The sequence below is a fragment of the Hymenobacter sp. UYP22 genome (assembly GCF_040547285.1).
Lineage (GTDB): Bacteria > Bacteroidota > Bacteroidia > Cytophagales > Hymenobacteraceae > Hymenobacter.
In genome coordinates this window covers 17,931-39,270 of sequence record NZ_JBEPPK010000013.1, presented here as the reverse complement: position 1 = coordinate 39,270, position 21,340 = coordinate 17,931, and the positions used below count along the sequence as shown (strand labels likewise).

At 60.2% G+C, this 21,340-nt stretch carries 20 protein-coding genes; 7 read left to right on the top strand and 13 right to left on the bottom strand.

All coding sequences use genetic code 11. From position 1 onward, the window contains the following. Nucleotides 1–9 precede the first annotated feature (9 nt). A complete protein-coding gene (locus ABIB60_RS17475; protein ID WP_354581739.1) occupies nucleotides 10–1,317 on the bottom strand; it encodes a cystathionine gamma-synthase family protein in 1,308 nt (435 codons plus the stop codon). 122 nt (nucleotides 1,318–1,439) lie between these two features. On the opposite strand from ABIB60_RS17475, the gene ABIB60_RS17470 reads away from it, so the two are divergent. Together ABIB60_RS17470 and ABIB60_RS17465 are read left to right on the top strand one after the other, a co-directional pair. Beyond that, nucleotides 1,440–1,769: a hypothetical protein gene (locus ABIB60_RS17470; RefSeq protein ID WP_354581737.1), complete on the top strand. Its 330-nt coding sequence runs from the start codon at nucleotides 1,440–1,442 to the stop codon at nucleotides 1,767–1,769. Between the two features lie 242 nt (nucleotides 1,770–2,011). Continuing rightward, entirely contained in the window at nucleotides 2,012–3,322 is a 1,311-nt protein-coding gene (locus tag ABIB60_RS17465) for a cryptochrome/photolyase family protein (protein ID WP_354581736.1), read from the top strand. Between the two features lie 127 nt (nucleotides 3,323–3,449). Here the strand turns inward: ABIB60_RS17465 and ABIB60_RS17460 are convergent, their stop codons facing one another. The 3 genes from ABIB60_RS17460 to ABIB60_RS17450 all read right to left on the bottom strand — a co-directional run bounded on the left by ABIB60_RS17460 (nucleotide 3,450) and on the right by ABIB60_RS17450 (nucleotide 6,843). After that, nucleotides 3,450–4,508, bottom strand: coding sequence for an N-acetylmuramoyl-L-alanine amidase family protein (locus ABIB60_RS17460; RefSeq protein ID WP_354581734.1), 1,059 nt, complete (start codon nucleotides 4,506–4,508; stop codon nucleotides 3,450–3,452). A 198-nt stretch (nucleotides 4,509–4,706) separates the two neighbouring features. Then, nucleotides 4,707–5,555 (bottom strand): SDR family oxidoreductase, encoded by an 849-nt coding sequence (locus ABIB60_RS17455; protein WP_354581733.1) that lies wholly within the window; start codon nucleotides 5,553–5,555, stop codon nucleotides 4,707–4,709. 385 nt (nucleotides 5,556–5,940) lie between these two features. Continuing rightward, a complete protein-coding gene (locus ABIB60_RS17450; RefSeq protein ID WP_354581732.1) occupies nucleotides 5,941–6,843 on the bottom strand; it encodes a helix-turn-helix domain-containing protein in 903 nt (300 codons plus the stop codon). A gap of 159 nt (nucleotides 6,844–7,002) precedes the next feature. Between ABIB60_RS17450 and ABIB60_RS17445 the strand changes: the two genes are divergently transcribed. The 3 genes from ABIB60_RS17445 (at nucleotide 7,003) to ABIB60_RS17435 (ending at nucleotide 8,697) form a co-directional block, all read left to right on the top strand. Continuing rightward, entirely contained in the window at nucleotides 7,003–7,431 is a 429-nt protein-coding gene (locus ABIB60_RS17445) for a hypothetical protein (protein ID WP_354581730.1), read from the top strand. Between the two features lie 17 nt (nucleotides 7,432–7,448). Then, nucleotides 7,449–7,865, top strand: a complete 417-nt coding sequence (locus ABIB60_RS17440) for a helix-turn-helix domain-containing protein (protein WP_354581729.1) — start codon at nucleotides 7,449–7,451, stop codon at nucleotides 7,863–7,865. 70 nt (nucleotides 7,866–7,935) lie between these two features. Continuing rightward, nucleotides 7,936–8,697, top strand: a complete 762-nt coding sequence (locus ABIB60_RS17435) for an SDR family NAD(P)-dependent oxidoreductase (protein ID WP_354581727.1) — start codon at nucleotides 7,936–7,938, stop codon at nucleotides 8,695–8,697. A gap of 79 nt (nucleotides 8,698–8,776) precedes the next feature. Here ABIB60_RS17435 and ABIB60_RS17430 read toward each other — a convergent pair whose 3' ends face one another. The 3 genes from ABIB60_RS17430 to ABIB60_RS17420 form a co-directional block, all read right to left on the bottom strand. Beyond that, entirely contained in the window at nucleotides 8,777–9,244 is a 468-nt protein-coding gene (locus ABIB60_RS17430) for a hypothetical protein (protein WP_354581726.1), read from the bottom strand. A gap of 141 nt (nucleotides 9,245–9,385) precedes the next feature. After that, nucleotides 9,386–9,847: a hypothetical protein gene (locus tag ABIB60_RS17425; protein ID WP_315999794.1), complete on the bottom strand. Its 462-nt coding sequence runs from the start codon at nucleotides 9,845–9,847 to the stop codon at nucleotides 9,386–9,388. A gap of 108 nt (nucleotides 9,848–9,955) precedes the next feature. Then, nucleotides 9,956–10,555: a 2'-5' RNA ligase family protein gene (locus ABIB60_RS17420; RefSeq protein WP_354581724.1), complete on the bottom strand. Its 600-nt coding sequence runs from the start codon at nucleotides 10,553–10,555 to the stop codon at nucleotides 9,956–9,958. Between the two features lie 406 nt (nucleotides 10,556–10,961). On the opposite strand from ABIB60_RS17420, the gene ABIB60_RS17415 reads away from it, so the two are divergent. Continuing rightward, complete coding sequence (locus ABIB60_RS17415) at nucleotides 10,962–13,112, top strand: hypothetical protein (RefSeq protein WP_354581723.1); 2,151 nt, start codon at nucleotides 10,962–10,964, stop codon at nucleotides 13,110–13,112. An 88-nt stretch (nucleotides 13,113–13,200) separates the two neighbouring features. Here ABIB60_RS17415 and ABIB60_RS17410 read toward each other — a convergent pair whose 3' ends face one another. Both ABIB60_RS17410 and ABIB60_RS17405 read right to left on the bottom strand, forming a co-directional pair. Then, the gene (locus ABIB60_RS17410; protein ID WP_354581721.1) at nucleotides 13,201–14,208 is read right to left on the bottom strand and encodes a gluconolaconase; all 1,008 of its coding nucleotides are present in this window, start codon (nucleotides 14,206–14,208) and stop codon (nucleotides 13,201–13,203) included. An 83-nt stretch (nucleotides 14,209–14,291) separates the two neighbouring features. Then, a complete protein-coding gene (locus tag ABIB60_RS17405) occupies nucleotides 14,292–14,705 on the bottom strand; it encodes a hypothetical protein (RefSeq protein ID WP_354581719.1) in 414 nt (137 codons plus the stop codon). Nucleotides 14,706–14,934: 229 nt separating this feature from the next. Between ABIB60_RS17405 and ABIB60_RS17400 the strand changes: the two genes are divergently transcribed. Then, entirely contained in the window at nucleotides 14,935–16,572 is a 1,638-nt protein-coding gene (locus ABIB60_RS17400) for an amidase (RefSeq protein ID WP_354581718.1), read from the top strand. Between the two features lie 143 nt (nucleotides 16,573–16,715). On the opposite strand, the gene ABIB60_RS17395 is transcribed toward ABIB60_RS17400, so the two are convergent. The 4 genes from ABIB60_RS17395 to ABIB60_RS17380 form a co-directional block, all read right to left on the bottom strand. Then, nucleotides 16,716–16,949, bottom strand: coding sequence for a hypothetical protein (locus tag ABIB60_RS17395; protein WP_354581717.1), 234 nt, complete (start codon nucleotides 16,947–16,949; stop codon nucleotides 16,716–16,718). Between the two features lie 100 nt (nucleotides 16,950–17,049). Beyond that, entirely contained in the window at nucleotides 17,050–17,592 is a 543-nt protein-coding gene (locus tag ABIB60_RS17390; protein ID WP_354581715.1) for a hypothetical protein, read from the bottom strand. Between the two features lie 413 nt (nucleotides 17,593–18,005). After that, entirely contained in the window at nucleotides 18,006–20,483 is a 2,478-nt protein-coding gene (locus ABIB60_RS17385; RefSeq protein ID WP_354581713.1) for an erythromycin esterase family protein, read from the bottom strand. Nucleotides 20,484–20,900: 417 nt separating this feature from the next. After that, entirely contained in the window at nucleotides 20,901–21,311 is a 411-nt protein-coding gene (locus ABIB60_RS17380) for a hypothetical protein (RefSeq protein ID WP_354581712.1), read from the bottom strand. Nucleotides 21,312–21,340 lie beyond the last annotated feature (29 nt).

Here is a 21,340-nt window from a genome sequence, read left to right as displayed (position 1 = left end):
CGTAGAGAACTACGCCATTTCCGTCTCAACCTCCTGCCCCACGCCCACGGCTTCAAATGCCTGGCTGATATCCAGCATCAAATCCTGCGGGTCTTCTACGCCAATGCTGAGGCGAATCATTTGGGGGGAGATGCCCATTTCGTACTGCTCGGCGGGGGTAATGTCGGAGTGCGTCATGGTGGCGGGGTGCTCGGCCAGGCTTTCTGTGCCGCCCAGGCTCACAGCCAGCTTGATGAGGCGCAGCGCGTTGAGAAAGCGGAAAGCCTCAGCCTCGCCGCCGCGGATGTCAAACGAAATCATGGAGCCCGGCGACAGGCAGTGGCGTTGGTAGATATCCTGCTGCACGGGGTAGTGCTCCAGGTGGGTGAGGTAGTAGGTGCGGGCCACCAGCGGGTGTTGCCGCAGCCAGTCGGCAATGAGCTGGGCCGAGGTGGCGGCGCGCTCCATGCGCAGCTTCAGGGTTTCGAGACTGCGCATGAGCATCCAGCCGGTGTTGGGGTCGCACATGGTGCCCATAAAGGTGCGCATGGCCTTGATTTCCTTCATCAGGGCGCGGTTGCTGAGGGCCGCGCCGGCAATAAGGTCGGAGTGGCCGCCCAGAAACTTGGTGGCCGAGTACAGCACCACATCGGCACCGTGCCGGAGCGGGTGCTGGAATACCGGGCCCAGGAAGGTGTTATCCACCACCAGGCGCACGGGCTTCTCGGGGGTGCTGTGGCGGCGGGCCAGGGCGGCGCAGGCTTCTAGGTCCACGAGGTGGTTGGTGGGGTTGGCGGGCGTTTCCACGAACACCATAGCCAGGCGGCCGGGCGCCAAGCTGGCAGCCAGAGCCTCCATTTCCTGGGGCGTGGCGGTGGGGCGGAAGCCTACGGCTTCAATACCAAACTTGCGCAGCACGTTTTTCAGGAAGAAATCGGAGCCGCCGTACACGGGCTCGGAGTGCAGCACCACGTCGCCGGGCTGCAGCAGGGCCAGCAGGGTGGTGCTGATAGCGGCCATGCCCGAGGCGAAGGAAGCGGCTTCCTCGGCCCCGTCCCAGAGGCAGAGGCGGTTTTCCAGGATTTCGAGACTAGGGTTGTTGAGGCGGGAGTAAATCAGGCCCATTTCCTCGTCGGGGCCCTGCTGGCGCAGACCGTAGGCCAGCTCGAAGAAAGCTTTGCCTTCCTCAGCGTTCTTGAACACGAAGGTGGACGTCTGGAAAATGGGGGGCTTGATGGCGCCTTCGCTCCAGGCCGGGGTGTAGCCGTAGCTCATCATGAGGCTTTCGGGGCGCAGGGGCTGCCCGCCAATGTGGGCGTGGTCTTGCTGATTCAGCATAACAGGGTGGGAGTGGGGTGGGTGGGAAAAATGGGTGCTACGAAGGTAACTTTTCTCCTGAACCCCGCGCCCGGCCCCCGCCGTGCCGTACCTTCGCCCCGTTCCACCCTCAACCCGCCGCCATGCCCATCGACCTCGCCAGCTTCCTGCACCACACCCCCGAGAGTGAGAAAACCACCGTGTACGTGCACCTCGATGAGGACGAAATAGCCGCCTACGACGCCCTGCTAATCGCCCAGACGCGCTGGCGCAAGCTCTACATCACCCTGGAGCCCAAGCGCCGCTACCTTACCCACACCCAGCAACCCGACGAGGATGAGGTGGAAATCGACTTTCTGCAGGACTACGAGGAAGTGGAAGCCCTCCTGGAAGACGCCGGCCTCGACGGTATCCACGACGGCGAGCAGGGCATCTTGTATCATAACCTGCTGTACCTGCTGATGAACCCATAATTCAGTTGTCAGTTGCCAGTTGTCAGTTATTTGGGAAGAGTGGATAATTCCTTGTCATCCTGAGCAGCGCGAAGGACTTTATCACGTCAGCACGAGCCGGTGTACGGATATCGTTTCTGCGTCATAAGGTCCTTCGCTGCGCTCAGGATGACAATAGGGCGCGCGGGCTAACTCAACCGTAGGCTCAGCCGTTAGCAGTACCCAGCGGCCCGCCACTTGGCCGTTTCACTGCTAGCGTATTTATGAAAATCAGTCTTTTCTGGCACCGCCGCGACCTGCGTTTCGAGGACAACGCGGGCCTGGCGGCGGCTCTGCAGGCCGAGGAACCCGTACTGCCCCTGTTCATCTATGATAAAACCATCCTCGACAAGCTGGAGCCCGAAGACGCCCGCCTTACCTTCATCTTCGACCAGGTGGAGCGGCTGGCTGATGAAGCCCACGCGGCCGGCGGCGGTCTGGTGGCCCGCTACGGCAAGGTGTTGGACGTGTTTCGGCAGCTGCTGAAGGACTACGATGTGGCCGCCGTATACACCAACGAGGACTACGAGCCCTACGCCACGGAGCGCGACGCCGCCGTGGCCGAGCTGCTGCAGAAACACGGCGCGGAGCTGCGCAGCTTCAAGGATCAGGTGATTTTCGCCAAGGACGAGGTGCTGACCAAGAATGGTAAACCGCACAAGGTATTCGGGGCCTACTCCAAAGCCTGGCAGGCCCAGATGAAGCCCGAGGACTTCAAGCCCCACCCTTCGGCCCGGCTCCTGAAAAAGGAAAACCTGGCCCAGCCCCTGGCCGCCGACAAAACCCGGCCCACGCTGCAGAAGATGGGTTTCAAGCGCCACGAGCAGTACACGGTGCCCGCCAAGCTGCCCCCGCCCGCCGTGGTAAAGGACTACGATAAAACCCGCGACACGCCCGCCCTGGAGCGGGGCACTACCCGCATGTCGGTGCACCTACGGTTTGGTACGGTTAGCATCCGCAGCCTTATGCAGCAGGCCGAGAAGCTCAACGAGAAGCTGCTGAACGAAATGATTTGGCGCGACTTCTTCATGATGCTGCTCTGGCACTTTCCCAACACCGCCACCGAGGCCTACGACCCTAAAATGCGCCATTTGCCCTACCGCGACGCGCCCAAGGAGTACAAAGCCTGGTGCGAGGGCCGCACCGGCCAGCCCTTTGTAGACGCGGGTATGCGCCAGCTCAACGAAACCGGCTACATCCACAATCGGGCGCGCATTGTGGCAGCCGGTTACTTGGTAAAGCACCTGTTTATCGACTGGACGCTGGGGGAACATTATTTCTCCGAGAAGCTGCTCGACTACGACATGAGCAACAACGTGGGCAACTGGCAGTGGATGGCCGGCACCGGGGCCGTAGCCGCGCCCTGGTTCCGGGTCTACAACCCTGAAACCCAGCAAAAGCAGTACGACCCCGACCTGGCCTACATCAAAGAGTGGGTGCCCGAGTACGGCACCGATAAATACCCCAAGCCGCTGGTGGATTTAAAAGAAGGACGGGACCGGGCCATCGAAGCCATTCGCAAAGGCAGGAAGTAAGCCGCGTGCTGTTAGGTAAAGCTCAGTTCGTGTATCAACCTACCAAACCTAATAGAGCGTCATTCCTCGACTTCACTCAGAATGACGCTCTATTAGGTTTGTGTATTTTCAAAAACGCGTTGTTGCCTTACCGGCCGGTATAGTCGGCCAGCAGGCCCTCGTAAATCCAGTTGGCCAGAGCCTGACGGTTGTCGGGCACCACGAAGCGGCGCTGGTCTTTGGCGTTGCGAATGTTACCTAGCTCCATAAACACAGCCGGGGCGTGGCTGGTGCGTACCTCGTACAAGCTGCCCCGCTCCGATACGTTGCCGGAATAAGGCCGATTAGGCTGGGCGCGCTTGTAACGGTTGGTAAACACCTTGTGAATGTTCTTAGCCAGCCGCAGCCCAGCCTGGCTGTTGGCGTGGTGGTAGAAGAATACGTCGATGTTCTGGCCTTCGCTGCGGCTATCCACGTGTAGGCTCAGTAGCCGCTGGTAGGCCCCTTTATGGTGAGCATACAGCTTGTTTACCTGCGAAATGCGCTGGCGCAGGCGGCCCAGCTGACTCAGCGGAATGGTCTGGCGCGGGTAAGTAACCTCATCGTAATCAATGGGTAGCACGTTCTGGTCCCGGATACCGTCGTTGGGGTCCTGCACCATTACGTACACCGTGGCCCCATGCTCCATGAGCACCCGAGCCAAGCGCACGGTCACATCGTAGGCGTACTCATCCTCGGCCAGCTTGAAGGAGCCGTACTTGCCGATGGCGCCGGGGTCGGGGCCGCCGTGGCCCGGCGAGAGGTAATATACTGCCCCGCGCAGGGCCCGGTCGCGCACTGGCACCGGGCTGTAGTTGGGCCCGAATAGGTTAGCCGTGAGCAGGGGCTGGGTGCTTTTGCCGCGGGAAGTAGGGTTGGTAGCGCGAAGATTGGCAGCCGTTTTCTGCTTGGGCGCGGTGGCTTTCAGCGTGGGAGCGGCGGCCGGCAGCAAGTAGCTGCGGCCCACCACCAAGCCCCCGGCCGGCGTCAGGCGGCCCTTGTTGAGTTGCTTGAATCGTTGCTGCTGCTGGCGGGTATTGAGGCCGTAGCGCTGAAGTAGCACCTGCACTCCGTCGCCGCGCCGGGCTACTGCTTTGCGGGCTTTGGTCTGGCCGAAAGCGCCACCGGAAATCAGAAAGAGCAGAACAAGAAAGGCAGCGGTGCGCAATGACAGGAGGCGTAAAATGAGTAAGCGAAACCCGGGTTTGAGCCAGTAGGCCCAGTGCTCAACAGCTGTAGGCCGGTAGGTTGGCTCACGCAGAAGGTGGTATCAGAATGCAAAAAAGGCAGTAAATCTTCGGATTACGAACAAAAAAGGCCCGCAGCTATGCCGCGGACCTTTTTATATCCTGAAACTTCGATGTTACTACGCCTCCCCGAAACCCGTGGCAGTGGCCAGAGGCTGCCATTGCTGCAGTTGCTGCTGTACCAGCGCCATTTTCTGCCCGGCCATCTGGTAAGCATCTGCTCCCAGAAAGAAGTGCAGGGGCTGGTGCTCGGTTTCGCTGAGTTGAATGAGGGCGGCGGCGGCTTTTTCCGGGTCGCCGGGCTGGTTACCGTTGATCTGCTGCTCGTGGGCCGTTTGGGAGTCGCGCACGGCTTGGTAGGCTGCCAGGGGCTGCTGGGGCGTGCCCAGAGAGCCACTCGTCAGAAAATCGGTGCGGAAATAACCGGGGTATACCACGCTGGCCTGGACCCCAAACTCCTGCACTTCCGCCGCGTACGATTCTGTGAGGCCGGCCACGGCAAACTTGGTGGCGCAATAGATGCTCCAGCCCGGAAAGTTGCCCGTGAAGCCGCCCACCGAGGAAATATTGAACACCCGCCCCGCGCCCTGCTGGCGCAAGTGGGGCGTGGCATGCCGCAGCACATGCAGCAGCCCAAACACATTCACGTCAAAATTGCGGCGCGCTTCTGCATCAGATAGTTCTTCCAGCGCGCCAACCTGACCGAAGCCAGCATTATTCACCACTACGTGCAATCCGCCCAGGGTACTGATGGTGGTGGCAATGGCCTGCCGCACGCTGTCCTCGTTGCCGAGGTCCATGTGCAGGGGCAGGAAACGGCCGCTATCAGGCGGCACGGCTTGTTGCAGCTCGGTCAGGTTGCGGGAGGTGGCCGCCACCGTGTAGCCGAGGGCCAGCAGCTGCTTCACTAAGGTCAGGCCCAGGCCCTTCGAGGCCCCGGTCACAAACCAAATGTTGTTGGTAGTCATGTAATTGGTTGTTTTCGTGATAAGACAGCGAATCGCTCAGGGCGAGGCTTGCGAATTGATACAGCATAGGAAAAGCGGTTAGAAGGTGAGGTAGCTACATGGGCAGACGCGCAAGCGTCTGTTTTATTGCAGCCGGCAACGAAATCGTATTACGCAAGCCCCTTCAACCGCCCCTTTCGGCCGCCGTTACTGCGCTAAGCGGCAAGGTTGCCAGGCAGCGGTTTTCAAGAGGAAAAGTTGGTTGATGGAGGCCGGGCAGGGCCGCGGACGGTGCGGCGCAAGCCAGCGTGGGTAGATGCTCATAGGTTGCGTGGTTAGTACACTGCAAAACTAGAGCGGGAGCAAGGCCGCCGGCTTGCCCATTTCAAACCGATACTTGCGAAAATCAAACAGCGCGTACGGCGGTGGGCGTGGTGCCCGCCCGCTTACGGAAGAAGTTGGTGAAGTGGGCCGGTTCCTCAAAGCCCAGGCAGTAGCTGATTTCCGCCACGTTCCAGGCCGTGTGCTTGAGCAGGGCGTGGGCTTCCTGCACCAACCGGTCGGCAATGAGCTGGGTAGTGGTTTTACCAGTTACTTCCTTCAGGGCGCGGTTGAGGTGGTTAACGTGTACTGCCAGCTGCCCGGCAAAAGCATGGGCGTTACGCAGACGCACCTGCTGGCCCGGCGTTTCGATGGGGAACTGGCGCTCCAGTAGCTCCGTGAACAGGGAGGCAATGCGCGTGGCAGCGTTGCTTTCCTGGTAGAGCGTGGTGGCCGGCTGCAGCTTCAGGGCACTGTGCACCAGCTCAAACACATAGTTGCGCAGCAAATCGTACTTGAAGGCATAGTCCGAATCCAACTCAGCAGTCATCTTCTCAAACAACTGGGTAGTGCTGGCCAGCTGGGCATCGGAGAGAGAATATAATGGCTGCCCACCCGGCCTGAACATGGGCAGCTCCAGGGCTCCAGCAGCCAAATAGCGTTGGAGAAAGGCCTCCGTGAAGATGCAGAAATAACCCGATTGGTCGTCGTCCAGCGGCTCCCAATCGTAGGGAACCAGTGGGTTGGCAAACAGCAAGGCATTACCGCGGATTTCCACCGTTTTGTCGGCGAAGTGGTAGTTACTGCGGCCCCGCACCAGCGTAATTTTGTAGAAATCCTTGCGGCTATAGGGAAGGTGGCAAGCATTGGGTCCCACAAAATCATCGAGCCGAAACACATTGAAGTGGCCGATATCCTGCTGCAGGTTGTCGGGCAGCCAATGAATCTTCTGCCGGTAAAATTCTTCGAGGGTAGTGAGCTTGGCCATGGCGTGCAGTTACGAAAATCAAACCATTCGGCCCAGTATATGTTTCATGGCTAAATACTGGAAAAGCGCGTCTATGCCAAACAGGTATTACTTGTCTATTCTATCTTTCATATAATGTCCCATTTCAGAAACCTATGGCATCGGCTCTTCTGCCAGCCAGTGTACAAGCAGGACGAGAAATTTGGGAAAATGCGCTGGATTTCCACTGACCGGAAAGGCGGCGGATATTTTGAATGCAGAAGCCGGTTTCAGCCGACCGGGCACATGCTTGATATTGCGGTAGATGCACCCGCAGACGGACCAACAGTTGCTCAGCGAAACTTTTATAAGGATATAGAAACCAATTATTCATGGCTTGTCGGTGTAATGCAGCCCTTGATTGAGGCAGAGTTTCGTAACTGGCAACCTGGTTTTGCCATTCAGGATTTTTCGGCGGAATTATGGCCAGTTGGGTTAGATATACCGCAGCTTATTGACAACAAGCCAGTGAAATGGGAATTGTCATTTGAAACGGCCCACGACCTAAACCACATGGTTACGGTACTATACCAGAACTTCCAGCCGTATGCAGTCCGCGTCGACGGATAATTTCTTTTCCCGGTCCCATGCCTACTCCGCTACCCAAGAAAATACTGGCCCGCCAGCACGAAATAACGGCCGACTTCACCCGCCTCGTGCATGCCCACGTGGATGACCTAGCGGCCGGCCAGGCTACGGAGGCGTTGGAAATTCGGGATTTTGCCGGGCAGCTCTGCATTCATCCCACCCACCTCAGCAACACGCTCAAGCTTACCACCGGTGAGGCCCCCTGCGCCATATATGAGCGCAAACTGGTGGCCGTGTCCAAGGAGCTGCTGAGCAACCGGCAGCAGTCGGTGGCGGAGGTGGCAGCCCGCCTCACCTATGACCCCTCCAACTTCACCAAGTTCTTCAAGCGCTTCGTGGGCGTCACGCCCCGGCAGTACCGGGAGCTGCTGTGGGAGCAGCAGCGGGCCGAAACTTCGGAAACTGTTACCAGTTAATCTGAACTACTCACCAGAGCGGAGGGGATGCTAAGCGCCACCTTTGCCGTATCATTTAACCCTGATTGATATGAGCACTAGCAAAATAGCCCTGGTAACGGGCGGCAGCCGCGGCCTCGGCAAAAATATGGCCCAGAATCTGGCCCAGAAAGGCCTCGACGTGCTGCTGACCTACCACAGCAAAAAAGAAGAGGCGGAAGCTGTGGTGGCCGAAATTCAAGCCCAGGGCCGTAAAGCCGCCGCCCTGCAGCTTGATGCCTCCGATAGCGCGTCGTTTGATGGGTTCTTTGGGCAGGTGCAAGCCACGCTCCGCGACACCTTTGGCACCGACCGGTTCGATTACCTCATCAACAACGCCGGTACGGGGCTGTATGCGCCGTTTGCTGAAACCACCGAGCAACAGTTCGACGACATTCTGAACATCCACCTGAAAGGGCCGTTCTTCCTGACCCAAAAGGCGCTGCCCCTGCTCAACGACGGGGGCGGCATCGTCAATATTTCGTCGGGGCTGACGCGGATTGTTCTGCCAGGGCCGTCCATTTACGCCAGTGCCAAAACCGCCGTTGAAACCCTAACGAAGTACCAGGCCAAGGAACTGGCCAGCCGCCGTATTCGCGTGAACGTGGTGGCGCCCGGTGCCATCGAAACCGACTTCGGCGGTGGCCGCACCCGCGACAACAAGGAAGTGAATACGCACATTGCCAGCCTGACGGCCCTGGGCCGCGTGGGCTTGCCCACTGATATCGGCCCGGTGGTGGCCTTCCTCTGTACCGAGGAGGCCGGCTGGATCAATGCCCAACGCATAGAGGTATCGGGCGGGCAGAGCATCTGATTGGCATACCTCAAAAGCCACAACGGCCGCTTCCCTACCCGGAGAAGCGGCCGTTGTGGTTGCCGGGCATACCTTGAGCTTAGTACACCTGCACCCTGAAATGCAGGCCTCCATACTGGCCCATGTTCCGGTCGATGGCATACGCACCGTGCAGAATCTTGATGGCGCTGGCTCCCAGGGCGTCCGTTTCGGGCTGATCAATGAAAAACTCCTCGGTTGGGCGGATGGTAACGGCGCGCACGCTCGGGTCGAAGGGCGTGAGGAATTGCACATCGAGGCGCTGCTGGCGCAGGGTGAGCCGCACGCGGGGAGTACGCAGGGAAGGCCCCTCGGAACGGGCGGTCATGTCGGCGGAAGCGCCCACCGCGCAGGTCCCGTTGCCCCAGAGGCACTGGTCCATTTTAGAGTACCCCCGCATGTAGGAGTCAGTGGAAGTCTCCTGCGCATACCGGTTGGCAGTAGCAACCTGCGCGGCCGGCGTGCGGGCGGGCACTGCGGCCTGCTCGCAGCCGGCCAGCAGCAAAGCAAGGGGTAAGAAGTGTTTCATGGTGGGCTGGTTGGGGTGGGGGTATGGAAGCAATATAACTATTTGTTGACAAGCGCATCCCGGAAAAACAAAAAGGAGTGAACCGTTCGGCTCACTCCTTTTTTGGTTGACTAGGTAGTCAGGAACAACTACCAGCAAATATTACACGTGAAAAAGCGGGCGGGCTGGATTCCAAATACCCCAGGGAATCATAATGAGCACCAGGATGAGTGCAATTAAAAACCAGGTAAAGGCCTTCTTGTGCTTCAGAACAGGGTCGGAGGCTTTTTTAGACAGCGTCCGGCCTACTTGTGCCGCAATTACGGCCAGCAGCATGCCTACCAAGTGCTCCACGGCAAAGAAACGGCTGCCGGCGTCCTTCATAACGGCGCTGCCGGCCGTTTCAAAGGCCTTGATGCCCACGGGGCTGATGAAATACAGGATAATACCCAGTAGCAGCTGCAGGTGCATGGAGCCTACAAAGGAGGCGCCCATGCCGTTATCGGCACCCACGTAGGGCTTGCGGCCCTGCCAGCCCGCAAAGGCCCGGAAAATGGCAATCAGGCCAAAGATGAGAACGAGCCAGCGCGTCCAGGAGTGCAGCAACAGTACGGTTTGGTACATGAACAGAAACGGTCAGAAGGTGAAACGGAGAGGGTAAAGGTATTAGTTGGCGGCTGATTGTGCTGCACCGTACCCCCACGGCAAGAGTGAACCGGCGCTAACCAGCACTTAGCCAGCAGTTTCAAACAGGGAGGGAATAGTCTCGTGCTTGTGGCCCTCAAAAGTGAAAATCTTCTCCGGAATAAACCGCTCCTCTTCCTGCCGCAGAATAGCCAGATTGGTAACGGCCAGCTTCAGATTAAACGTTTGCTGGTTGAGGTACTGCATTACGGGGCCCAGCAGCTCGGGGGTGGTATCGTGCAGGGCCAGGGAGATATGCGGTAGCCAGCAGTCGGGCCCGCTGAACTTATCGGTGCGCAGGCACAGTGGCGCCGTGGCCCGCAAAATGCGTTTGTGCAGGTGGTTGAGGGCATCGGAGCGCAACACCGGAATGTAAATGACCGGGTTGGGCCCCGGAAATACGCCCAGGCCGGTGGTGTGCGCCACGAAGGGTTGGGTGTGCCGGGCTACATCGCGCAGTACCTGTTTCAGGGCCGAGAGCTTGCGCACCCCCGCCAGCTGATAGGTAATGTGGGGGTCGGGAGTTGCCTGCACATCATCCAGGCCAAACTCGGTTTCCAGACTCTTAATCAGCCGATTGATCCGGTCGGCGTTCTGGGTGTTCAGAAGGGAAGTTATAGCCAGCATCGGACGGTAAACGGGCAGCATGGCTTATTGGTTGGTAGCAGCTGGTACCTGTCCACGAAAAACCGCAACCAGATGTTGAGCAATGTTGAGTTTCAGGCACACGGCTTCACGCATTTTCGCAGGTAATAGCAGCAGTGCCACGAGGTACTGGGCCCATTGCGGTGTTTGGTGCTGCATACTGGTGGCTGCAACCTCAATAATAGGCCGCCAGGAAAAAAGCATGCATAGCGGGGTAGCGGGCAAGTAGGGCGGGGGCGAAGGGCTAAGTGGCTTCCTGAAAGAGTATGCAAAGCAGGGGTAGCGGGCAAGTAGGGCGGGGGCGAAGGTAGATGTTCCGTCTACAATCCGGTAGCATTGAGGTAGGCTGAATACGGGGGTGGGCCGAATCCGGGTAACCCCGGCGGGTGGCTCTTGCGTAAGTTTCGCCGTGCCTACTTTTGTTGCCTCATCCGTACCTACTGCACCTGTCCGGCTTCACCATTGGGGGCGGTGGCTGGTGGGCCTGCTGGCTTTTGTGGCGTTCAGCCTGTGGGGACTGCTCAGCTTTTGGCTCGACCCCTGGCTGCAGCGCCAGGCCGAGCAGCGGGTGTATACGGCCAGCCAGGGCCGGTACCGGCTGCATATTGGCAAGCTGCGCACCCGTTTGTGGCCGCTCGGGGCCGAAGCTCATGCCCTACACCTGCGTACCGTAGCCGCCACCCCCGACTCGGGCCGGCTGCCGCGCCTGGAGTTGGCCCTGGGCCGGGTAGAGGTGAGGGGCGTAAGCTGGGGTGCTCTGCTGCGCCGGGCTGAAGTACCGGTGGAGAGCATCGTGCTCGACTCAGTTGCCGTGCGGCTACAGCAGCTTCCCGCCGCCCGCAGTTCTCAACCCCTGTACGAGCAGCTGCCGGTAGCCGGCCTCCGGGTGGGGCGGCTGGCGGTACGGCACCTGCATGGCAGCTTGGGCCCGGCCGGCCGTCCCACCCTGCAAGCCGGTGAAACCAGCTTGATAATGGCAGATGTACGCCTCAGCGCCGCTGCCGCCGCTGATTCGGGCCGCATAGGGTACGCGGCGGCAGTAACCGGCCAAACGCGGGGCCTGGCGGTGCAGGTGCCGGGCCACACGGTGCGGGTAAGGCGGCTGCAGCTTTCTTCGGTACTTGGCCACCTGCTCCTGGACTCCCTGCTGCTGCACCCAACCCAGCCCATCAACCATCAGCGCAGCCAGGCTATGCGGGTTAGCCTGGTGGTGCCGCGCCTGCAGCTGATTGGCCTGGATGGACCCCGCTTAGCCCGGCAAGACTTTCGGGCCGATTCGCTGCTGGTGAAAAGCCCCCGACTGGCCCTGACCCTGCCCGCCCAGAAGCCGCCTAGTCTGCACACGGTGCTGGCAGCTTACCTGCGCAGTTGCCGGCTGGGGGCCTTGGTAGTCACAAACGGGCGCGTGCGGGTAGCGGGTACTGAGCTGGCTCCGGCGGTGGCGGGGGTGGAGCTGGTTGGGTCCGGCTTCCAGATACTACCCCGGCAGGGGCCGCCCACCGATATGTACTACGCCCGCCGCTGGCATCTGCAAACTGGCAAGGCTACGGCCACGCTCGATGCGCCCTACTACCACCTGTCCTGGCAGAACATGCAGGCTGATACCCGCGCTGGCTCCCTGCGCCTAAGTGCTGTGTCGGTATTGCCCACGTTGTCGGTGGAGGCATTGGCTCGCCGCAAGGGCCACCAGGCGGCGCACATAAGCGCCCGGTTCCCGGCTGTGTGGCTGAGCGGCTTCAGTTTCCCGGCGGCCGTGAACCAGGGGGAGCTGCGGGCCGCTGTGTTGGGCGTACGGGGTGCCCGCGTTACCACCCGCTCCGATGGGCGCTTTCCCGGTAACCCCCGAATTTCCCGCGTAACCCCCGAGGCGTTAGGGCGCTTGCCGTTCCGGTTTGCGGTAAATCAGCTACGCCTAAGGCAGGCCAGCCTGACCATGCTCTACCGGGCGCCCCGCCACGCAGCCCCCGGTATTCTGCAGATTACCCGGTTTGCCAGCACGCTGCGCAACCTCAGCAACGACCCCGCCCGCATGAGTGCTGTCCGCCCGCTCACGGGAGTGGCCAGTGGCTGGCTCCAGGGCCAGGGCAGAGCCCAACTTACTTTACAGGCCAATCTGCTGGACCCTGCTGGCCGCCACACGTTACAAGGTACCTTCTACAGCACGCCCCTGGCCATGCTCAACTCCATGACGGTACCCACCCTGGGCCTGGTGTTTCGGAGCGGGCAAGTACACCAAATCGACTTCCGGATGACGCTGGACCAGCAGGCGGCGCGGGGTACCATGTGGGGCCGTTACACCGACCTCAAGTTGCAGCGCCTTAACCGCCAAAACCGCCCCGGCGTACTGCACCGGCTGCAAACCTCCGTCATCAACGGAGTGTTCATTCGCGACAATAACCCCCGCCGGCCGGGCGCGGAGCTGAAGCCGGGCGCCATCCTATCCGATAGGCAGCGGCGGTTCTCAGTGTTTTCGCTGTGGCGGCAGGGCTTGGTAAGTGGTCTGCTGAATAGCGCCGGAGTGCCCAAAGGCTTATCCAAGAAGCTCAGTGAAGGCCAGTAGGTAATACCAGCGGCTCTAACAGCCAAGCGCCGGGCACCCTGCTGCTGTAAGCAAAGTGCCCGGCGCTTGGTTGCTACTCAGTGCCCTGCTAAAACGTTACCCGTGCAATAGTAAACACCGAAACAGGCGGATTTTGGTTGGCCTGCAAGGCGTTGAGGTTGGAGTACAGCACGTAGCTGTCGGCTCCCTGGCGGCGGGCCAGGGTGGTGGGGTACTGGGGTGGGGTGCTGAAGGTGCCCGAAATGGTGGCTGTAGCCCAGTTATCGGTGGAGCCCAGGCGGTATACCTTGGCCTGGGCGTTGGTTACCACTTGCAGCGTGGTATTATCCTGAAGTAGCAGCCCGTCGGCTCCGGTAAGGGCCTGGGGCAGGGTTACTCGGGTGAGGGATGCCGGAGCAGCCAGCGGTACTTTAAACAGCGCCCCTTCGTTGGATTTGGCGACCAACAGAAAGCCGCCGGGGTGATACGCAATGCCGTTGAGCCCAAACGCCCCGGCCGGGGCCCCTAGCTGCGCATCTTCCAGAAACACCGTGGCCGTACCCTGCGCATCTACCTTGTAAATGATGGGTGCGAAGCTGTCGGTGATGTAGGCATTGCCCTGATCATCCACGGCAATATCGTTGGCGAAGTGGTTTTGGGTGGGTCGCAGGCCGCCCAGGTTTACGTAGGCGGTGCGCTGGCCGGAGGTAAGGTTGAAAATAGCCAGTCCGGCCAATTTGCGCTGGGTGGCCGCCGAAGTGCGGGCGGTATTGTAGCCGGGGTCCGATACGGCCACCAGCAGGCGGTTCCGGCTTTCATCCACGCGCATGCCAATAGTAGAAACCAGCACGGCGTCATCGGCAAACTGGGTGTACGTACCATCGTCTTTCACCTGGCCCACTGCCCCCCGGGTTTGGGAGCTAACCAGAAAACGGTTGCCGGTAGCGTCGTACTGCACGCCCTCGGGGTAGAGGCCAGCCTGGGTGAAGGCCACCGTGCCGGGCAGCGCTGGCGAGGAATCCTCCGCATCATCATCGGAGCAAGCGGTAAGCAGCAGGGCAGCGCCGAATACGGCGGCTAAACGGCCGGAAAAAGCGCGGGAGTGAAGTTGAAACATACACCAGGGGGATAAGGTAGTATGCTTCAGGTACGAGGCCGCTGCCTAATAAGGTTGGTACATAATTCGGTAGTGTTGAGCTGCTAGTGGCGGGGTACCGTGCTGCTTTGTCGGCGCAGCCAGTTAAACGCCGTGGCTACATCATCAAACGAGGCTACGGTGGGGCGCTCCAGGTACTGCACAATAGCCTCCGTAGAGTTTCGGCCGGGAAATACCGGCGCATAAATCCAGGCCAGGTAGCGCAGCCCCGCCTCGTACATATCCTGCAGCCAGTTCAGGCTCCATTCGGTGAGTTTGACGGTAGTGGAGGTGATATTGGAATTGTCGTTCAAAATCTTGGCTGTCGGCCGCTGGCGCATCACGTCGAGCATAGCCAGGCAGCACTGCCGCGACGAAACCGGATCATGGGCGCCTTGCCAGTTCACGTACAGCCATTCGTTATCATGGTCGTAGCTGATAGTCAGGCCCGGCTGATCCAGAATAAGTTCAAGTTGCATACCAGCGAATAGGGTGGGAGAAAGGTAATAAAGCAGGCAGAATAGAGCAGAAAGCAGGAAAAAGACGCGTAGTCGTTAACATGCGTTGCCTGGCTCAGCGGGTAAATATCTAAGAACGTAAAGTACTAGAGTAGCAACATAAGCGGCAATACTTTGCGGGGGTAAATACGATGAACAAGCCTTGTTAGATTTATTTCCGCAGTATCTTGAGGGCATAAACCGCCACTTCATGAACCGCCGAATTTTCCTGCGCAACAGCTCCCTTGCCGGCCTTGCCCTCTCCACCGTTTCGCTGGCCGCTTGCTCCTCCGGCCCCGACAAAACCACCCCCCCGGCGGGTACCAGCCCCGATGCCTCTGGTTTCGATACGGACTTTGAACTGGCCGAGACGACCGTGGCGGACCTTCAGGAGAAAATGAAAAACGGGCAGCTCACGGCCCGGCGCATCACGGAACTGTACCTAAAGCGCATCGAAACAATCGACAAAGCCGGCCCCAAGCTGAATGCCGTGCTCCTCACCAACCCCGACGCCCTCAAGCTAGCCGATCAGCTGGATGAGGAGCGCAAGAGTGGCAAGCTGCGCGGCCCTCTGCACGGCATTCCGGTGCTCATCAAGGATAACATTGATACCGCCGACCAGCAGCCCACCACCGCTGGCTCCCTGGCCCTGGCCGGCCACAAGGCCCAGCAAGACGCCTTTATTGTGCAGAAGCTGCGGGCCGCCGGGGCCATCATACTCGGTAAAACCAACCTGAGCGAGTGGGCCAACTTCCGCTCCACGCGCAGCACCAGCGGCTGGAGCAGCCGGGGCGGCCAAACCAAAAATCCGTACATCCTCGACCGTACTCCCAGTGGTTCCAGCTCCGGCTCGGGGGCGGCGGCGGCGGCCAACCTCTGCGCCCTGGCTATTGGCACCGAAACCGACGGCTCCATTGTGTCGCCGGCCTCGTGCTGCGGCTTGGTGGGCCTGAAGCCGACGGTGGGCCTGTGGAGCCGCTCCGGCATCATTCCCATATCGGCCACCCAGGATACGGCTGGCCCCATGACCCGCACCGTCCGCGACGCGGCTATTCTGCTGGGCGCGCTGGCTGGCGAGGATGCCCGGGATGCCGTGACCAAAGAAAGCGCCGGCAAAATCCAGCCCGATTATACGACGTTTCTGGATGCCAATGGCTTGAAGGGCAAACGGCTGGGCGTGGAAAAAAACCACCTCAAAGGCTCCTCAGATGCCGTTGCGCTGCTCCAGCAGGCCCTGGCAGTGCTCCGGGCCCAGGGCGCTACCATTGTGGAGGTGGAAGTAGAAAAGCAGACGGACCCGCTGGGGGAGGATGAGTATAACGTGCTGCTCTACGAGTTCAAGGATGGGGTGAACAACTACTTGGCTAAGGCCGGCGCGGGCGTCAAAACCCTTACCGATGTTATCCGCTTCAACACCGAGAACAAGGCCAAGGCCATGCCCTTCTTCCAGCAGGAAATTCTGGAAAGCTCCGACAAGCTAGATGGCCTCAGCAGCCCCAAATATCAGGCCGCCCTACGCAAGTCGCAGCAAGGGGCCCGCGCCGCCCTGGATGCCGCATTGCGTAGCAATACGCTTGATGGCATTGTGGCCGTAACCAACGCCCCCGCCCGCTGCATCGACCTAATCAATGGTGACGGGGGCGGAGGTCCTGGTTTTTCCTCCCCAGCGGCTATGGCGGGCTACCCCCACATTACGGTGCCCATGGGCCAGGCACACGGCCTGCCAGTAGGCCTTTCCTTTGTGGGCAGCGCCTACCAGGAAGGAACGTTGCTGACGCTGGCGTACGCCTACGAGCAGGCCTCAAAAAAGCGCCAGGCCCCGGAGTTTAAGGCCCCGTTCGTAGGCTAAATGCCCTGGGCCTGAAAAGCTCATTGCGGCCAGCAAAACGGACCACCCGGCACCTTGGAGCTGATTAGTTTCTCCTGGATGCCGGGTGGCCCGTTTTGCTGGCCGCAGCCGTAGGGTAATACTGGGCTTAGGGGCGTTGCTTGCTATTCTTCGTCGTTAGCGGCGGTGCGGCTGGTTCTCTCGTTGGATGATGAAGCGCTGCCGGAGCCGCCTTCGGCGCCGTCTTCGGCGTCCAGGTTCAGTTCATAGCCGCCGCTGCCGTAGGTGGGGCGGCCGGCGGTTTGGCCTACGGCACTGCCGGCTTGGGTGCCTTGGGCTGCCTCAGCAGAACGGTCGTTGGTTTCGTCGGGAGTTACGGAGGGAGGGGTGGTTGCCATAGCTAGGAAAAGTAAATTCGTACAACAGATGCTTCCCTATACGGCCCATCGGCGCCCGGCAGCTAGCTTTGGCGGCAAAATCAGCCCGTGGCAGCACGCCCTACGGTACGTACTGCTCCGTGAGGCTCACAATTTCACCCTGCTGGGTAACCACCACAAATGGTGCGTACTTGAGCGCGGCGGGCGGGACGGCCGCTACCTGCTCCGCCGACTGGGGCCGTTGCGCTAGCCCATTGCCGCCATTCTGCCAGAACCGGAAGGTGGCCCCGGCCCGCAGGGGCAGAGTCCGCTCCTTCGTATTCTCATTTACGATGTAATAATCATTGGGCACGGAGTACACCGTGTCGCCGTTTTGTACCTCCGCTATGGCGTCGCCCCGGCGCTGGGCGGCGGCCACGGCATCGGGGCCTTTCAAGAATTGTACAAAGTCTACCACGGCGTAATAGCGGCCTTTCTGCTCGTACACGCGCCGCACGTACGCGTGGCCCCGGCCCGTGTTACCCACTTTCTCGGTGGTCGACTGCTCGCCCTCCAACTCCGTCGGTACCACGTCCCGGGATTCGGCCACGGCACCCTCTTGCTCGGTAGAGCGGCAGGCGGCAACAGTCAAAAGCAAGGCAACGGGGAGCAGGCGGCGGTTCATGCGGCAGGAGTAAAGGAGAGAAGTTCAGGCCGCAAGATACAGGCTGAATCGGCCGCTACCAGCTGCGCGGCGAGTTCTACACGCCCGGCTTGGCTCTAGTAGCCACCCTGCCGGAGCTGCAGATTGAATGAGCGGAGGTGTTTGCGGGCGTGTAGGCGGCTATTCTTTGGAATACCTGGCCGTATAGCCAAAATTAACTTCTGGTCTTATAGTCATTGGGCTATATGTAATCTGTTTTAATATCCAGAATCAATTCCTTATAGCAGATTTGAGAAGAGTGTAGCTATCAGTAGGGCAAGTGCAGGAATAGGAACAAAAATTCCCGTTCAGGTAGTGTCAGCGGATTCGGGTGCGAATCGGGGTATCTCACAAAACGGGCGTTATAACACGAATCAACTGAGAGTAGAGCCTGGCTACTTCTCCACCGTGGCCGGTACCAGCACTTGGTACGAATTCCAGAACTCAGGGCGATACGGTACGGTGGGGTCGACGCGAAGTCCGGTCGTGTGCAGCACAACCGGCTTGTCTTGGGTGAAGCTGGTAGCCAGCAACTCCAGACAGTCGCGCCGGGTCTGCTGGCGGGCACCGGTGGCCGGGTCAGCGTATACCTGGTCACGGTCGTGCCGGGCATAGCGCAGGTAGTAGGTGCCGCCTACCTGTTCGTACTGATACACGTCGTGGTGCGTGCGCTGCCTGGAAGTCGGCGACGTCAGGCCCAACCGGCGCAGGTCTTTTGCCTTATTGATGGCGTAAGGGGTCCGCACGGTAAAGGCCTCGTACTTCACTACGGCGTAGGTATCGGTGGTGATGTAGAGGGTGCCCTGGTAGGAATCGGGCGCCGGATAGGCGTAGGGCGTCGTGTAGGCACTGGGCCGCTCGCATACGAAGCCCACTTCATACACGGGATGCCCATCGTATTCCGTTTGGCCAACCAGGGTGAGGCGGTACTGACGGGCGGGGCCAGGTTCGAGGGGATTACGCTCGGTCAAAACCGGATCTTGGCTCCAGAGCAGCCAGAAGTCGGGGAGCTCCTGAATTGGCTGGCCGGTTTGACGCTGCTCGCGCAGCTGCAGAAAGCGCTGCTTTTCGGCGTGTTCCCAGCTGCCGCGCCGGTAGCCTTCCTGATCATAAAAATCTAGGGCGGCCTCGTGGGTGGAACGCAGCGAGTCGTTCTGCCAGGTGCGACTGCGGGTATAGAGCTGCATGCTGTTGGCCTGCTGCGGATAGTTGGTGCTGATCCGCTCCCGCGCGCGCTGCACGATTACTTCGGGGCGGGGCGGGGCAGTGACCAACACGGCCGCCAGCAGATGCGGCTGGGGCGTGAGCCGTACCGCCAGTACCGCCGTGCCGCGCGCTGGCACGCTCACCGAGGCGTAGCCCAGGCACGATACCCGAACCGAATCGGCCCGCTGCCCGGCTGGCACGAACAGGGCAAACGAGCCATCGGCGTTGCTCACGGTGCCCAGGCTGGTGCCGGATAGCCCTACACTAGCAAAGGGAATTGCCTCACCGGTTTTCGCATCACGCACCTGGCCCAGCAATTTGCGGCCGGTAGCCGCGGGCGCCGCTACCGCTACAGGGGCCATGCTGGAAGTAGGCCGCATCACCTGCGTGTAGTAAAATCCATCGAACACCTCGGCCCAAGGGGCCCGTAATGGTACGTACCCCAGCGGGGAGGCGTAGAACGTGGTGCCTATGGGCGCGTGGCGCAAGTCAACAAAGCCGGTAGCGCAGCCTTGCTGCCGGAAAGCTTGCTCCAGGCTGCCGGTTAAGGGCTCGGGCACCGGCCGCAGACTTTTGGGCTCCTCCAGCCGCCCGTAGGTACCGCCGCCCGCCACGAAGCCGAGGGCGTAGACCTTGGCCCCGAGTTGGCGCTTTACCAGCTCGCCCATGGGCACGGCCCCGCCCAGCAAGTGCCGCGCGGTCATGGGTGGCTCCTGCTCCGCGTCAGCCAGCGCTTCACGGCGCAGGTGTTTGGCCGTTAAGGTGTCGTCCAGGTCAATGCGGGAAATGTGATTGGCCAAGTGGTAGGAGGCAGCCCACACAATGATTTTCGCGTGTTCAGGCTGGCGGCTTAGGTGCACCAGGTTGTCGGCCAGGAGACGGTCACGCAGGTTCTGCACCGGTTCGGGGTGGCCCTGGGCGGCGCGCAGTTCGCCCCGCCAATAGGCCCCGCTGCTCCGTAGCCACTGCTGCCAGAACCGCGCCCGGCTGGCCTGCGCCGGCTGCCGGGCGGCCACATAGGCTACCGAGGCCTGGCACTGGGCCAGCCAGCGGGCCAACCGCACCGTATCGGCCGGGTGGCGGAGCGGCCCCCCGCCACCCTTTGAGAGTTCGGCCACCAATTCCTGACCGGGGTAAAAGTCCGCGGCCGTCCAGCGGCGGCGGGTATCCTGGGTGACAAACCGCCGCAGTTCAGGCAACAGCTCTTCTTGCGTATACTCACCGCTCAGCTGGCAGTCAATCCCCGCCAGCTGAAGACGCCGGTGGGTGTCGAGGTAGGCGGCCAGGGTGTCAAAATCGGCCGTTCCGCTCCAGATACCCTCGTATACCGAGCGCAGCAGCACCGGCCGCACCGGCCGGCCGGCGGCCATTTCGCGCCGGGCCTTATCGAGTGCGTACATGTCGCCTTCAAACGCCAGCGTGTTAAAACCCAGCGAATCATGCAGGTAGCGCACCAACTTGATTTTTGCCTCAAAGGTGGCCCCGTCTTGGTGCGTCTGCTCGCCGAGCATGACCACCTGCACGCCGGCCAGAGCCTGTCGCAAGGGAGCATAGGCTCCGGGGCTGGGTACCGGCAGGCAGCGCAGAGGTAGGGCGGTGGGTGCTTGCGCCCAACTGCAATAAGTAGTCAGCAGTAGACACCAGAAGAAACAAGCAAAGCGCAGCATATGGCAACGGAAGGGGAGAAGAAATCTATCGAAAGCAGCTAATTCATTGCTCCCTGACGGAGCGTACTGATAAGCAACCCGTCCAATTGTCTTAACGGGTTTCTGTTCTTATTCTTACGCTACCCCTAATAAACTACCAAGCGCGTTTTCCTGATTTACGGCAACGTATTGCGCATACCTACACTAAGCCTGAAGGGCGACAAGCCCAAATTATCGCTTGATTTAGTGTTAACGGAGTCTTTATCGGCAAGCTACTGCATCACCAGCGGCAAACCGGTCAGCTGGTCGCCTGGCGTGGCCGCGGTGGTCCGGTTCGCTACCTGCTCCGTGGCGAGTTCTATACGCCCGGCTTGGTTCCAGTAGCTACGCTGCCGGAGCTATAAATGGAGTGTGGGGAGTTGGAGGTGTATAGGCGGCCTACATTCGTCGGAAGTCCCAGCTCTCCGCCACGCATTCGAATGTATTATCTCTCAGGAAAAATACATAGTGGTGAAGCTGGGCAACATCAGAAACAGGGCCAATAATCATAGATTCCTCAGAGAAATCAACTTGCCAGTCGGTGAGTAACTCATAAAACTCTCCCCAGGGCAATTGCTGGTAGTTGTAGCGGTGCTGTCCTCGATAATAGCCTTCATCATTCAGCCCGTTGAAGGAGTATTTGTGGCAATTCCAAAACGTCAGACACGCCTTGTCGCCCTCCTGAAAGTGCTCGAACTGGAAAGCATTCAGGTAAAATTCAAGCTGCACTGTTTGGCCCGTGACGGTCAGGCGGGGCTCCGGCGCATTCGGGTCAGCGTTCCAGTTGTGGTTGAGTTGCTGATAGCGCACGGAATATCTTGTTGTTGAGTAGGCAGAAT